General features: G+C 73.6%; 8 protein-coding genes. 6 read left to right on the top strand and 2 right to left on the bottom strand.

Annotation, left to right across the window (positions count from 1 at the left end; genetic code table 11):
* The coding region (locus ACJOT3_RS23390; RefSeq protein ID WP_406975243.1) for a hypothetical protein at nt 1–613 on the top strand (613 nt) is incomplete at its 5' end.
* On the top strand, nt 610–1059 hold the full coding sequence (locus tag ACJOT3_RS23385) for an ATP-binding protein (RefSeq protein ID WP_406975242.1): 450 nt from the start codon (nt 610–612) through the stop codon (nt 1057–1059). The genes ACJOT3_RS23390 and ACJOT3_RS23385, both read left to right, overlap by 4 nt.
* Nucleotides 1060–2142: 1083 nt before the next feature.
* Here the strand turns inward: ACJOT3_RS23385 and ACJOT3_RS23380 are convergent.
* A complete protein-coding gene (locus ACJOT3_RS23380; RefSeq protein ID WP_406975241.1) occupies nt 2143–2919 on the bottom strand; it encodes a S1 RNA-binding domain-containing protein in 777 nt (258 codons plus the stop codon).
* Nucleotides 2920–4973: 2054 nt separating this feature from the next.
* A complete protein-coding gene (locus ACJOT3_RS23375) occupies nt 4974–5681 on the bottom strand; it encodes a hypothetical protein (protein WP_406975240.1) in 708 nt (235 codons plus the stop codon).
* A gap of 313 nt (nt 5682–5994) precedes the next feature.
* On the opposite strand from ACJOT3_RS23375, the gene ACJOT3_RS23370 reads away from it, so the two are divergent.
* The 4 genes from ACJOT3_RS23370 to ACJOT3_RS23355 all read left to right on the top strand — a co-directional run bounded on the left by ACJOT3_RS23370 (nt 5995) and on the right by ACJOT3_RS23355 (nt 14890).
* Nucleotides 5995–8799 carry a sigma-70 family RNA polymerase sigma factor gene (locus ACJOT3_RS23370; RefSeq protein ID WP_406975239.1) on the top strand — a complete coding sequence of 935 codons (2805 nt, stop codon included), beginning with the start codon at nt 5995–5997 and terminating at the stop codon, nt 8797–8799.
* A gap of 197 nt (nt 8800–8996) precedes the next feature.
* Nucleotides 8997–10619, top strand: a complete 1623-nt coding sequence (locus ACJOT3_RS23365; RefSeq protein ID WP_406975238.1) for an NYN domain-containing protein — start codon at nt 8997–8999, stop codon at nt 10617–10619.
* Nucleotides 10620–10644: 25 nt separating this feature from the next.
* Nucleotides 10645–11217, top strand: coding sequence for a hypothetical protein (locus ACJOT3_RS23360; RefSeq protein ID WP_406975237.1), 573 nt, complete (start codon nt 10645–10647; stop codon nt 11215–11217).
* Nucleotides 11218–12259: 1042 nt separating this feature from the next.
* The gene (locus tag ACJOT3_RS23355; protein ID WP_406975236.1) at nt 12260–14890 is read left to right on the top strand and encodes a ribonucleoside-diphosphate reductase subunit alpha; all 2631 of its coding nucleotides are present in this window, start codon (nt 12260–12262) and stop codon (nt 14888–14890) included.
* Nucleotides 14891–14931: the final 41 nt, after the last annotated feature.

Raw genomic sequence — 14931 nt, 5'->3', positions numbered from 1 at the left:
CCGCAGGTCAAAGCGCGTTCGCCGCTACGCGGCCGACCCCGCCCCCGCCGCTGTCCAGCCCTCGCCCCTGCCCCCGCCTCGGCCCCGGCCGTCCGCCGCAGTTCGGGGCCGCGAGCTGGCTCCGCCCCGGGAGGAGTTCCCGGCCGACGAGATCCCGCTCGTCCGCCCGTACTACGCCGCCCACGAGCGCCGCACCGCCCACGAACGCGGCACCGCCCGCCGCACGCAGGCCCCGCGCCCGGCGGCCACCGCCGACGAACACGAACTCGCTAGCATCCAGGAGCAGGCCCTCGCCCGCCTGCGCGGCTGGACCAGCCCGAACACCTCGCACCCCCAGGCACATGCGGCCGTCGCTCCGCCTCCCCGGAGCACGCGGCCCGCCCCGGCGGCCGCCACCCCGGGCGCGCACATCCCGCGACCGCGATCCGCCCCGGTGGGGGACCTCCTCGCCGCAGACCCCGGACCCCCGGCCCGCCCGGCCGCCAAGCACCGCCGCACCACTCCCACTCCCACCCACATCTCCAGGCCCGGGACCTCGGAGGATTTCGGGGAACTGGCGGCCGTCACCCGCCGGTGGCTCGCGCAGCAGGAGCGACGGGAGGTGCGGGTGTGAAGCGCGCACCGAGCAAGAAGATCTGGGGTCATCGCGTCTACAAGGGACACCTGGCCCGGCTCACCGCCGTGCGCCATGACCTGGTCAGGGATCTCGCGGGGTTCGATTCCGACCTGACCGAAACGCTCGTGCTCTGCGGCAGCGAGCTGTTCGCCAACGCGGTCAAGTACACGGCCTCGGGGGAGCGCGGCGGCCGCGTCGTCCGCACCCTGTGGACGGACGAGGGCGGCGGGGTCCGCCTCGGGTTCACCGACGAGGGCTGCGGCGGCACGTTCCCGGAGATCCCCCGGGCCCGCAGCGCCGAGGAATGGGACTGGGCGGAGGGGCAGCGCGGGTTGCTGCTTGTCCAAGAGTTGTCCACAGGCTGGGGATATCTTCCGCTGTGCCCGTGGGGCGACCTCGGCCACCACATCTGGGCCACCTTCAGCCCCACCCGCACCGCCTGACCCCGGCCGCCCGATGATGGGGGACGCCGCCCGCCCGGGCCGCGTCCCCCCGGACGTCGGGGGTGTCGGCGCCGGGGCCGATACCTGCTCCATGAACCCCCGGAACCCTGCCCCGGCCCGGCCCGGCCTCGCCGCGCCCCGTCCCGTCCCACCCGCCGCCTCTGCCGCAGGGGGTTGCCCCTCCCGGAGCCCTCGCCACAGCCGGAAGGCATCGCACCTCCCCCACGCCTTGGGGGCAGGCCGGGGTGGTGTTCCCTGCCTGGCCGCGGGGGTTGCCCACTTGTGCGGGTCCTCGTCCTGGGGGATTGCCGTGGGCGGCCTCCTTTTTGTGCCCGGGATCAGCTTTTGCGCCCGGGGTGGGCGGGTGGGTGTGGTGTTAACGCTGTGGGGTGTGGGGGTGGTCTTGTTCGGGGTCGTGGCCCTGGCGGGTGCGCGGGGAACGGTTTCTCCGGCTCCAGGGGGTTACCCACCTGACCTGGGGCCTTAGCCACAGCCCGGTCACACCCGTGGCCACCCCCGCCGCAGGGGGTGGGGGCGGCAGGAGGCCTCCCGCCCTGGCCCCGGGGGGTTTCCCACCCGTCTGGGACCTCAGCCACAGCCCGTCCCCTCCTGAAACCCTCAGCCCCAGCCGGAGAGCGTTGTGCCTCCCCCGCCGCAGGGGGTGAGGGCCGCGGGAGGCTTCCCGCTCCGACCCCGGGGGGTTTCGGTAGAGCGGGACTGGACCCCGGCCCCAGGGGGTGAGACAGCAAGAGCAGGTTTCCAGAACAGCAACCATCTGCGGAGGGCGGTCTGGAGGTCCGCTCTCGGTCGCGTTGGTCTCCACGGGTCACCCCCTGGGAACGTACAGACCCGGGCTGGGCGCGGAGCCGTCCCCACGGTACGACGCCCGGCAGACCAAAGAGACGTATGCGTTCGATGCACGTCCCCGGTGGTGGGGGTGTTGCTTTTCCAGGGGACGGGTCGGGGCACAGCGCACATCCCCGACCACACAGGTCCACGGAAAGACGCTCCGACTGTGAAGCCGCGGTTGCACAGACCTCGCTTGAAAGCCCAACCACAGACGTAGTAACCCCAGCCCCAATGTCAGCCGGCCCCAAAGGCCAGCAGCAGCTTTCGGGCGGCCCGGTCGATCTCGGCGACCGTCACTGTCACCACCTCACCCACCGCAGGGCGCCCCGCCCCCTCGGGGGAGGGGAGCAGGCCCTCGACGGCCTCCGCCACCCGGACGAGAACCCCGAACGGGATCTCCTTGACTACTTCACCCCGCAGCCGGTCCCCGGCGGTGGTCCGGTCCGCGAACGTCTGGAAGGGGTCTGGCAGGGTGTCGCGCAGCGACAGGCGTGCCTCGCCGTTCGACGTGTCGAAGTGGACGAAACGGCAGGTCACCCGCTGTCCCACCCGCACCACCTCCGCCGGGTCCTCGAACCACGACCACGCCAGTTCGGGGATGGTGATGAAGCCGACGCCGGGGAAGGCGGGGTGCGGTGGACCGTCGTCCAGGGCCACGAACACGCCGAAGTTCCGGATCTCGGTAACGGTGCCGCTCAGCAGCGCACCGGGGGAGAGGGTGGAGAGGAACACCCACAGCCCGGGGTGCTCGGCGGCGGCCGCGGACAGGCGGATGCGGTCCCGGTGGAGGGACTGGGCGGTGACGGCGGCGGTGACCCGCCGCCCGGGTTCGGCCTTTGGGCGTTCGCGGGAGAAATCCCAGGTCAGATCGAGTGGGCCGATCTCGCCTAGAGGGCCTTCGGGGAAGTGGTCAAGTTTGACCACCCAGGTTCCGGGCCGTGGCACCTCGACCACGGTCCCGGCCAGCACGTCTCCTACGTGCACCCCGCCGGGCAGGCCGTCAACTGCCATGAACCGTCCTTTTGCGTACGGGCTCCGGACCTGCTTCTTTGTGTACGGACCCCGGACCTGCCTCTTTGTGTACGGACCCCGGATCCACCATGAGCCCCACGCCACCCCTGCCCACGGCCGACGCACCGGCACCCGGAACGCCGGTCAGCGCGGGCCGCCGGTCACGGCAAGGGAGTGCGCTCATCCTGCCGCCGCCGTACGGCACCACGGCCCGGGGCACAGAGGGTATCTGCGGCCGTCACCCTCTGGGGCGGGGGTGGTGGTTCTTCCTTCGGACACCCTCTGGGGTCGGGGAGGGCGATCGGGGCCGGGGTTTCGCCCCCTGGGGCGGGGGGTTGTGGTTCTTCCTCCCGACACCCCCTGTGTCTAGGGAGGGCAGTGGAAGCGGGGGTTACCCCGTCTGTGGTCGGGCTTTCAAGCGAGGTCTGTGCAACCGCGGCTTCACAGTCGGAGCGTCTTTCCGTGGACCTGTGTGGCCGGGGATGTGCGCTGTGCCCCGACCCGTCCCCGGGAAACACCCCCACCACCCGGGACGTGCATCCAACGCGTACGCCTCTGTGGTCTGCCGGGCCTCGTACCGTGGGGACGGCTCCGCGCCCAGCCCGGGTCTGTACGTTCCCAAGGGGTGACCCGTGGAGACCAACGCGACCGAGAGCGGACCTTCACACCGCCCTCCGCAGATGGTTGCTGTCCTGGAAACCTGCTCTTGCTGTCTCACCCCCTGGGGCCGGGGTCCCGTCCCGCTCTACCGAAACCCCCTGGGGCCGGGGCGGGAGGCCTCCTGCCGCCGTCACCCCCTGCGGCGGGGGAGGCACAACGCCCTCCGGCTATGGCTAAGGCCCCGGGCAGGTGACCGGGCTGTGGCTGAGGCCCCGGGCAGGGGGGAAACCCCCTGGGGTCGGGGCCAGAGGCCTCCTACTACCGTCACCCCCTGCGGCGGGAGCGGCCACGGATGTGGCCGGGCTGGGGCTGAGGACCCCGGGGAAGGTGGGCAACCCCCCGGGGCCAGGGCCGGAGGCCTCCTGCCTCCCCCACCCCCTGCGGCGGAGGCGGCCAGGAAGGTGACCGGGCTGGGGCTGAGGACCCCGGGAAAGGTGGGTAACCCCCTGCGGCGGGGAAAGCGCGACGCCCTCCGGCCGTGGCTGAGGCCTCCGGACAGGTGGGAAACCCCCTGGAGCCGGAGGAACCGTTCCCCGCATACCCGTCAGGGTCGCGGCCCCGAACAGACCACCCCCGCACCCCACAGCGTTGACACCACACACGCACCTGCCCACCGGCGGGGGCCTGGGGCCCCAAACAGGCGGCAACCCCCCGGAGCCGGGACCAGGGCCGGAAGCCTCCCACAGCCGTCACCCCCTGCGGCGGGGGAGGCGCGACGCTCTCCGGCTGTGGTGAGGGCTCCAGGCCGAGGGACAGGATGTGGCCAGGGCCCCGGGGAAGGCGGAAACCCCCTGGGGTCGGGGCGGGAGGCCGCGTGTGGTCGTGACCCTCTGGGGCGGGGGAGACGCGATGCCCTCCGGTCGGGGCTGAGGGCCTCGGGAGGGGGTGACCCCCTGGAGCGGGAGGAACCGTTCCCCGCACACCCGTCAGGGCCGCGGCCCCGGACAGACCGCCCCCGCACCCCACAGCGTTAACACCGCACACCTGCCCGCCCTCCGGCTTGTGGTGAGGGGTCCGGGGGAGGCGGCCCCTGGGAGCCGGTGTGGCCACGTGGGGCACTCCTTATATAAGGGGTGCCCCGCACAGGTCCCGTCATCGGTTCACGGGATGAAGGAGGCGCGCCCACCTCCCCAGCGGACGCGCCTCCCCGGGGCGCCGGGACGGCGCCCCCGTCGCCGGGCGGCGCGGACCGCCCCTCGGGGCCAGATGGTCCGCGGTCGTCGCCCGGCGGGGCCGACCCGGTCCGTCCCCTCGGCGGAACCCGGTCGGCCCTTTCGCCCGGCACCGGGCCCAGCCCCCCTCCAGGCGGGCCGCACAGTGTCGGGCCGACCGCCCGGCGCCGGGCCCAGCCCCCCTCAAGGCGGGCCGCGCGGCGCCGGGCGGCGTTCATGTGGTCACGGCGACCGACCCCCCAACCGGTCGATCAGTGACAGCGCCGCCTGGTGGGCGGCGGGCAGCGGCGTCGCCCAGACGGCCGCGCCGTGCTCCCAGCCCGGGCCGCTGCGCAGCCGGTCGAGTTCGCCGTCCAGGCCGGGTTCGTCCGGGGCCAGGATCGCGATCCGCCCCCGACCCAGCACGCAGACGGACTCCCCGCGGGTGAAGAACCGGGACAGCTCGTAGGCGAGCACGATCATCCGCGCCGCCCGCCGCCACGGGTCCAGTGCCGGGTCGAGCCGCACCACGACCAGCCGGTGCCCCACCCCGTCCGTGTTCCGGTAGAGCTCGCCCAGCCGGGTCCGCAGGTATTCGACGGTGCCCAGCCCGGTGAGCGGGTCCAGGCAGGTCTCGGTGTCCCGCCCCGCCTCGGCCCAGCCCTCGGCCAGCGCCCGGACCAGTTCGAGGGGAGGATCGCACCACCCGGCGACCTCGGTGAACGCCGCCAGGTCGGTCAGGCTCTCGCCGACCCCCGTCCCGGCGCGCGCCCGGGCCTGGCCCAGCCGCGCGCAGGCCTCCGGCAGGTCCCCGCCGGTGAGGAACGCCGCGCACACCAGGTCCACGGTCGGCGTCCACCACTCCTCGGGTGCCGTCCAGCCGGTCTCCCGGCTCCTGCGTTCCCACGGGGCGCGCAGCCCGCGCACCGCCACGGTGTCCGTCTCGGCCATGCTCTCCTCCCCTCTCGGCGCGCGGTCGGGCTCGTGCCCCCGCAACAGGCCCTTCCGCGCGCCCTCACCCTGATTACGGAGATCGGTGGCGGCCATGACGCGGATACGAGATATTTCTTTGACGTGTTTTTTCGCCGGCCGGGAACCCCCTTCCTTCGGCCCCCCGCCCACACGTGGACCCCCACATGAGAACCACCCACACGAGAACACGTGAGCACGTGAACCACCCACACGAGAAAGGGACGTCCGGGTGTCCGACGCCGAGCCAGACCACACCGAGGTACTGACGGGTGACGCCGAGTACATACGCCGTGTGCGGGAGGGAGAGACCTCCGCATACGCCGTTCTGTACGAACGCCATGCCGCCTGCGCCCGCGGCCTGGCCCGGCAGCTGCTGCGCGGGGACGCCGAGGTCGAGGACGCGGTCGCCGAGGCGTTCACCCGGGTGCTCAGCGTCATCCAGCGCGGCAAGGGCCCCACGGACTCGTTCCGGCCCTACCTGCTCACGGCGGTCCGCAACGCCGCCTACGACCGAGGCCGCGGGGAGAAGCGCCAGGTCGTCACCGACGACATGGAGAGCCTGGACCCGGGCGTCCCCTTCGTCGACCCCGCCCTGGAGGGCCTGGAGCGCTCGCTGATCGCCCGCGCCTTCCTCTCCCTGCCCGAACGCTGGCAGGCGGTGCTGTGGCACACCGAGATCGAGGGCGTCAAGCCCGCGGAGGCCGCCGCGATCCTGGGCCTGAACGCGAACGGTGTCGCGGCCCTGGCCTACCGGGCCCGGGAGGGCCTGCGCCAGGCCTACCTCCAGATGCACCTGGCCGGCGGCACCGTCGCCGAGGCCTGCCGCCCCACGGTGGGCCTGCTCGGCGGGTACGTCCGGGGCGGCCTGGCCAAGCGCGACACCGCCAAGGTCGACAAGCACCTGGACGGCTGCGCGGACTGCCGCGAGGTGTACGCGGAGCTGATGGACGTCAACGTCGGCCTGCGCGGGGTGGTCCTGCCCCTGGTGGTCGGCGTCGGAGCCACCGGCTACCTGGCGCTCACCCCGGGCGGTGCGGCCACGGGCGCCTGGTGGAGCCGGATGTCGCGCCGCCAGCAGCAGGTGACTGCGGGCGGTGTCGCCGCGGCCGGGGTGGCGGTCGCGGTCGCCCTGGCCCTGGTGGGCGGCCAGACCCCGATCCCGCCGCCGAACGAGGCGGCCCCGGCGGAGGTGCCGCCGGTGCTGCCGCCCGCCGCCGCCCCCGACCCGGACGCCCCGCCGGAGGCGCCCCGGCAGCCGGGCGCCCCGCCCGCCGACACCCCGGCGGCGGACCCGCCGGCCCGCGACCCGCAGGCCCCCCGGTCCCCGCAGTCCCCGCCGCGCCCGGGGGAGCCCGCCCCGGCGGTGCCGCCCGCGGACATCCCGGACGAGGAGGTCCCGGCCGAGGAGGCGCCCGCGGCGCTGTTCGCGGTGGGCATCGACCCGGTGGGCGCGCTGGTCCCGGGCGGCTCCGGGATCATGGTCCTGGACGTGCGCAACCTGGGCGCGCCCACGCTCGCCGACGTCGTCGCCCTGATCACCCTGCCCCCCGGCGTGGAGATGGTCTCCTCGGGCGGCGCGGGCAACGCGGTGCGCATGGCCGACGGCGAGGGCGACTGGAGCTGCGCGGCGGGCTCGGGCGGCGGCGAGTGCGTGCGCCCGGAGATGGCCGCGGGCGAGAACAGCACCTACTTCTTCGACGTGACCGTGGCCCCGGACGCCCAGCTCGACGTGCCCGCCTCGGCGACGGTGTCGTCGGGTGAGGTGAGCGCGGCCGCCACCGGCGAGCGCGGCGTGTCCGCGGAGGGTGTGCCCGCCCGGTACGCGACGGCGGGCCGGGTGACGGTGGAGAGCGTCGGCAACTCCCTGATGACCTGTACCGAGCCGGAGGACCCCAAGTGGCCCTGGCCGTGGTGGGGCCGCCCGGAGGCGCCCGAGGCCGGGCCGGAGCCCGAGCCCGGGCCGCCGCAGGCCCCGGTCTCCCCGGAGGAGGACGCCGACCTGTCCCGCGCCCCCCACACCCCCGGCGCCCCCCGCGACCCGGACCCGACCGTCCCCGGCCTGCCCGGCCTCGGCTCCGACGACGTGCTGCCCGGGACCCCGGGGACCCCCGGGGAGGAAGGGGCCGGTGGGCCCTCCGTGCCGCAGGTGACCCCGTCGGCGCCGGGCGCCGATCCCGGTGACGATGCGGTCACGGAACCCGGCGGCCAGGCCCCGCAGGGGTACGACCACACGCCCGCCCCGCAACCGTCCCCCGAGCCCACCCCGGAGCCGGAGGAACCCCTCTCGGACGGCCCGTGCGCCCAGGCGCGCGAGCGCCAGGGGGACACCAGGGACAACGACAACTGGGTGATGGCCCCGCGCGACGACGACTGGAACCCCACCACCACCTCCTCCAGCTCCGCCACCTGGACCCTGCCCGAGGGCGGCCGCGTGCGCTGGGCGGGCCTGTACTTCTCGGCGGCGGGCTCCCACGGTTCGCACACCGCGCGCATCAAGGGCCCGGCGGAGGACGTCTACCACACGGTCACCGCCACCGACGTGCGCTCGGCCGAGCTGCCGGGCTTCCCCGCCTACCAGGCGTTCGCCGACGTCACCGGCATCGTGCGGGCCCAGGGCGGCGGCCAGTGGTGGGTCGGGGACGTTCCGGCGATGCAGGGGCGCGCCCTCTACGCGGGGTGGAGCCTGGTGGTCGTGCTGGAGGACCCGTCGATCGGCTCCTACAACCAGGCGATGGTCCTGGACGAGACCGGGGCGGTGTTCCACGACGCGTCGGGGCTGCGCTTCCCGGTGTCGGGCCTGCTGCCCGCGTCGGTCCCCGCACAGGTGGACGTGATCGCCTGGGAGGGCGACGCGGACCTGGGCGGCGACCGCGTGACGGTGGACGGCGCGGTGGCGGCGCCGGTGGGCGGGCACGGGACGGCCGACAACGCGTTCACCGGGTCGGCGCGGGGGGCGGTGGGCGAGCCGCTGGCCTTCGGCACCGACATCGTCCGGTTCGCCCCCGTGGTGGGCCGGGAAACGGACATCCGAATCCAGTCGGAACAGGACGCCGTGCTGGCCGGGGTGGTCGCCCTGGTGGCCCCGATGCGGACCTGAAACCCCGCCCCGGCAAAGGGAACCCGGTACCAGGGGGAGACGTTCACGGGCGTCTCCCCCGCGGGTTTCCTCACGCCCGGTTCTCCGAACCGTGACTGTCCGTGTTCGCAAGGGGCACGCAAAACCACACAGACTTGGCTAGGCTGTGCCCCGGTCATGGATATGGCCCCAGAGTCAACAGGGAAGGGGGCGATGTCGTGGACCGTTGCGCGTTGTTCGTCGACGCGGGATACCTTCTCGCGGACGGCGCGATGGCCGTGCACGGAACCCGCAACCGGGACTCCGTCTCCTGGGACTACTCCGGTCTCGTGCAGTTCCTCAACGAGGTCGCACGCGACCGCACCGGCCTGCCCTTGCTGCGCTGCTACTGGTACGAGGCGGTCTCCGACGACCGCCGTACCCAGGAGCAGGAGGGCATCGCGGACATCCCCGGCGTGAAGTTCCGGGCCGCGCGGATCAGACCGGGCCGCAGAGAAGGCGTGGAGAGCTACGTCCAGCGCGACCTCACCACCCTGGCCCGGACCGGGGCCCTGTGCGACGTGGTCCTGGTCAGCGGTGACGAGGACATGGCACCGGTGGTCGCCGAGGTCCAGGACATGGGTGTGCGCGTCACCGTCGTGCACGTCTCGGTCGAGGGCAACTGGACGATCTCCCGCGCGCTGCGCCGGGAGTGCGACGACCTCATCGAGATCGGCGCCGGGCACCTGCGCCCGCACGTCAGCCTGCTCTCGGGCGGCTCCGCCCCCCAGGAGACCGCGGCCAAGACCACCACGCCGTTCGCCAACGGCCGGGGGCACTCCGCCCCCGAGACCCCGCGCAGGCCCGTCGCCACCGCCCAGCCCGGGGGCTCCCGGGTCGAGCCGGTCGACACCTCCACGGGCGGTCTGGAGGCGATGTTCGCCGGGACCGGCGGGCAGCCCGTCGCCCAGGGCACCGCCATGGAGCAGCTACGCGCGATGCGCCGCACCCTGGCCCAGCAGCGCGGCGGCGGGGACCACCTCGCCGGACCGGGCGGCGAGGGCCGCGGCGCCATCGACGCCAACGGGTTCCCCTCCGGCGGCCAGCCCTCCGCCGCGGGCAACGGCGGGTACCCGCCGCAGACCGGCGGCTACCCGGCCACCGGCGGCCACCCGTCGATGCGCGGCGACCAGGGCGGGTACGGGGTGCCCGGCCGGGCACCGCAGTCGATGACCGGACCCCAGCAGGCGTTCTCGGCGGGGACGGGACCACAGCAGTCGTTCGCCGCGGGCACCGGCCCCCAGCAGTCGTTCGCCAACGGGACGGGGCCCCAGCGCTCCTTCGCCGACGACGGGCGCCAGGGGCACCCGCCACCCAGAGCGGGGCAGCCACAGGACCCGAGGTTCCCCGGCAACGACCCCGGGTACGGGGGTGCGAACGACGCAAACCCTACCTATGGGACCAGTACGGCAACTGACGCCGCCTCCCATGGCGGGGTGGGCTCCTACGGGGGCGCACCGCCGACTGGTCCCGCCCATGAGACCGGGTTCGGGACATCCGGATATCACGAATCCCGGCCCGGTCACGGATATCCCCAGCAGACGCCCTCCGTCGCGCATACCGTTGACGAAGCGGTGCATGTCGCGCGCAGGGAAGGGAACGATTTCGCGGAGTCGATCGCGCGCGAAGCCCCCGCCCTGTGGGTCGAGGCCGTCCTCGCCCGCAGGCCCCGGATGCCCTCCGACCTGGAGGCGCGTCTGCTCCAGGGGTCCTCACTGCCGATCGACCACCTGTTGCGCGACGAGGTCCGGGACGGGCTGCGCCAAGGGTTCTGGCAGGCGTTGGAGCGTGCCAGGCGCTAGCGCCGCGTGCGAATGCGGAAGGTGGATGGGGATGATGCGGGTGACCCGCGTGACGACGGCCGAGCTCGACCGTCTGGAATTCCACGCCGTCCGCTCGGGCGAACACGGCGAGGTCGCCGCGCGGCTCCTCGACCTGGCCAACCGGGTCGACGCCGGGAGCGAGATCTCCCGCGCGGAGCTGTTCGTCCGCGCGGGTGAGCAGTGGGAGATCGCCCAGGAGTACGAGCGCGCCTGCGCCGCGTACCAGCGGGCGATCGACGACGGCGGCCCCACGGTCATCGACGCGCGCGCCCTGAGCGCCGGCGCCCTGCTCCAGCTCGACGAGATGGAGCAGGCCGCGGCTCAGCTCAAACGGCTGGAGAGCGAGCCGCCGCGCGGACTCCAGACCTACCTGCACGTCGCCGAGGCCCTGTACGCCCACGACGACCTGGAGGGCGCGGAGCGGTGGGCCACCGAGGGGGCGCGCCGTTTCCTGGGCCGCGACCTCACGCCCTACGTCCACGACCTGCTGTGGGAGCTGCTGCGCATCCGGTTCCGGATCCGCTCCGACCGCGGCCTGCCCGAGGACGACCTGGACCGCCGCCTCGACGAACAGTGAGGGCGGGCTGTCCGGACGGTACCGGTGCCGTCGCGGAGCCGCCACAGGACGGCTGCCGGGCGGGTGGACGCATACCCGCGTCGCCGGGGGCGGTCACCGGGCGGACGGACGCGCACCCGTGCCGCCGCGCACCCGTGCCCCCCTGCCGCCGCGGAGTCGCCACGGGGCGGAACCACGGCGGGACGGCTGCCGGGCGGGTGGACGCGCACCCGTGCCGCCGCGCACCCGCGCACCCCTGCCGCCGCGGAACGGGACCGCGGCGGGGCGGCCGCCGGGCGGGCTGTCCGGGGATGTCCGGGTGCGTGTGCGAAACGCCCGCGACGAAGGTGACCCAGATCGCTCAGGGGCCGTGCCGGGGCCCGGCCGGGCGGTCGGCGCGGACCGGGTACGCCAGGTTCTCCGAGACTGTGCGACGGCGTGGTGGCGGGCTTTCGGGGGCCTGCGGGCGTCCGCCGCGGCGGGGTCGGGCGCGAACCGCTCCGCGGGAGTCTTAGGCTTGCCACGACCGCCCTCCGACGGGTCGCCCGGACCCCCGTTCCGGATCCGCTCCGGACCCCCGGCAATGCCGCTCCACGTGCCCTGATGCGTGCGGCCATACCACGCCCGGCAGGCGAGTTCGACGTTCATCGAAGAACGTGAGAAATCAAAGACACGCCACTATCTTGCGATGGTTCCTAGCGGCACCCACTAGATGTAGTATCAACTCCCGCTGGTGCTTCACCCCTCGGGGTGGCAGGGAACGCCGGAGAGATCCCGGGACGGCCCTGCCGGATCAGCGGGACGCGACCGCCGCGACCGGCCCGGAACCCCCAGAGTTCCCGGGCGGCCGGACGACGGCCCGCGCGAACGCGAACCGAACACCGGCGCGCACGCATAGCCGTGCTGCGCTTGCAGGAAACGGGGGCTTGGGAGAGGGCGACCCGTGACACGCCGAGACGACCGTACGCACCCGGTGCGCCGGGCGCCCGGCGGGCGCCGCACGAACCGCCAGACCCAGTCCCCACCCCGCCGGGACTTCTTCAATTGAGGTTGGAGCCGCTGTATGACCCTTGACGTCGAGGCCGCGCCCGCATCCGTTCGGCCCGAGCCGATCACCGAGGGCGCGCCCCCCAGCGCGCTCGACCGGATCGAGCACGTCGTGACCGAGGCCTGTGCGCGGCTGGCCGGTGTTTCGGCGGAGAAGGTCCTGGCGGAGGCCCGCCGCGGCCTGTACCCCGGCATCCCCGACTCCGAGGTCGAGCTGGCCCTCATCATGGCCGCCCGCAGCTACGTCGAGGTCGACCCGGACTACTCCTACGTCGCCGCCCGCCTGCTGCTGGACAAGCTGCGCAGCGAGGCCCTGAGCTTCATCGCCGGGGCCCCCGACGCCGCCACCCAGACCGACATGGCCGACCGCTACGCCACCTACCTGCCGGCGTACATCAGCCGCGGCATCGACCTGGGCCAGCTCGACCCGGCCCTGGCCAAGTTCGACCTGGAGCGCCTGGGCAAGGCCCTGCACGCCGACCGCGACGAGCAGTTCACCTTCCTCGGCCTCCAGACCCTGTACGACCGGTACTTCCTGCACAGCGACGAGACCCGCTACGAGCTGCCGCAGGCGTTCTTCATGCGCGTCGCCATGGGCCTGGCCCTCAACGAGGACGACCGCGAAGCGCGCGCCATCGAGTTCTACGAGCTGCTGTCCTCGTTCGACTTCATGGCCTCCACGCCCACCCTGTTCAACTCCGGCACGGTGCGCGCCCAGCTGTCGTCCTGCTTCCTCACCACCGTCGGCGACGACCTCCAGGCGATCTTCCACGGCATCAGCAACAACGCGATGCTGTCCAAGTACTCCGGCGGCCTGGGCAACGACTGGACCCCGGTGCGCGGCCTGGGCTCGCACATCAAGGGCACCAACGGCAAGAGCCAGGGCGTCGTCCCGTTCCTCAAGATCGCCAACGACACCGCGGTCGCGGTCAACCAGGGCGGCAAGCGCAAGGGCGCGGTCTGCGCCTACCTGGAGACCTGGCACATCGACATCGAGGAATTCCTCGACCTGCGCAAGAACACCGGCGACGAGCGCCGCCGCACCCACGACATGAACACCGCGAACTGGGTTCCGGACCTGTTCATGCAGCGGGTCGAGCAGGACGGCCAGTGGACCCTGTTCTCCCCGAACGAGGTCCCCGACCTGCACGACCTGTACGGCACCGCCTTCGCCGAGGCCTACACCGCCTACGAGAAGGCCGCCGACGAGGGCCGCGTCAAGGTCTACAAGCGGGTCCGCGCCGTCGACCTGTGGCGCCGCATGCTCACCATGCTGTTCGAGACGGGCCACCCCTGGATCACCTTCAAGGACCCGTCCAACCTGCGCTCCCCGCAGCAGCACGTCGGCGTGGTGCACTCCTCCAACCTGTGCACCGAGATCACGCTCAACACCGACGCGAACGAGGTCGCGGTCTGCAACCTGGGCTCGGTCAACCTGGCCCAGCACACCGGCCCCGACGGCATCGACGTCGAGCGCCTGCGCCGCACCGTCCGCACCGCCGTGCGGATGCTCGACAACGTCATCGACGTGAACTTCTACACGATCCCCGAGGCCGAGCGCGCCAACATGCGCCACCGCCCCGTGGGCCTGGGTCTGATGGGCTTCCAGGACGCGCTGTTCAAGCTGCGCCTGCCCTACGCCTCCCAGGGCGCCGTGGAGTTCGCCGACGAGAGCATGGAGCTGATCAGCTACCACGCCATCGAGGCCTCCATGGAGCTGGCCGCCGAGCGCGGCGCCTACGAGACCTTCGAGGGCTCGCTGTGGAGCCAGGGCATCCTGCCCATCGACTCCGTGCGCCTGCTCGCCAAGGAGCGCGGCGGCGACCTCGCCATGGACCGCGGCCAGACCCTCGACTGGTTCTCGCTGCGCGAGAAGGTCAAGAAGACCGGCATGCGCAACTCCAACGTGATGGCGATCGCGCCCACCGCGACCATCGCCAACATCACCGGTGTCAGCCAGTCGATCGAGCCGGTCTACCGGAACCTGTTCGTCAAGTCGAACATGTCCGGCGACTTCACCGTCGTCAACGACTACCTGGTCCGCGACCTCAAGGCCCGCGGCCTGTGGGACGAGGACATGGTGTCGCAGCTCAAGCTGCACGACGGCAGCCTCGGGCAGATCGACCGCGTGCCGGACGACCTGAAGGCGCTGTACGCCACCGCGTTCGAGGTCGACCCCGACTGGCTGGTCGACGCGGGCGCCCGCCGCCAGAAGTGGATCGACCAGGCCCAGTCGCTGAACCTGTACATGGCGGCCCCCAGCGGCAAGAAGCTGGACGCCCTGTACCGCCGCGCCTGGCGCTCCGGCCTCAAGACCACCTACTACCTGCGGTCGCAGAGCGCCACCCACGTGGAGAAGAGCACCATCAAGGGCACGGACGGGCGGCTGAACGCGGTCTCGGCCACCCCGGCGGCCCCGGTCGCGGCCGCTCCGGCCGCCGTGGCTCCGGCCCCCGCCCCGGTCGCGTCCGCCCCCGTGGCGGCGGCCCCGGCCCCGAGCCCGGCTCCGGCCCCGGCGGTGGCGCCCCGCCCGGTGCCCGTCGCCGAGCCGGTGCGGGCGCCGGCCGAGGACGAGGTGGACGAGTTCGAGATCGTCGAGGGGCAGGCCTGCTCCATCGACGACCCCGAGTGCGAGGCCTGCCAGTAGGACCCGCCGCCGGACCTCACCGGCCGCGCCGCGGCGCGACC

The organism is Nocardiopsis protaetiae, assembly GCF_045446735.1.
GTDB classification, from domain to species: domain Bacteria; phylum Actinomycetota; class Actinomycetes; order Streptosporangiales; family Streptosporangiaceae; genus Nocardiopsis; species Nocardiopsis protaetiae.
The sequence above is the reverse complement of the archived record's forward strand: the minus strand, read 5'-3'. Positions and strand labels throughout refer to the sequence as shown.

What these genes read in the sequence shown, in the direction of transcription:
- ACJOT3_RS23355 (WP_406975236.1), top strand. Translation starts at nt 12,260, where the DNA reads ATGACCCTTGACGTCGAGGCCGCGCCCGCATCCGTTCGGCCCGAGCCG.
- ACJOT3_RS23360 (WP_406975237.1), top strand. Translation starts at nt 10,645, where the DNA reads ATGGGGATGATGCGGGTGACCCGCGTGACGACGGCCGAGCTCGACCGT.
- ACJOT3_RS23375 (WP_406975240.1), bottom strand. Translation starts at nt 5,681, where the DNA reads ATGGCCGAGACGGACACCGTGGCGGTGCGCGGGCTGCGCGCCCCGTGG.
- ACJOT3_RS23380 (WP_406975241.1), bottom strand. Translation starts at nt 2,919, where the DNA reads ATGGCAGTTGACGGCCTGCCCGGCGGGGTGCACGTAGGAGACGTGCTG.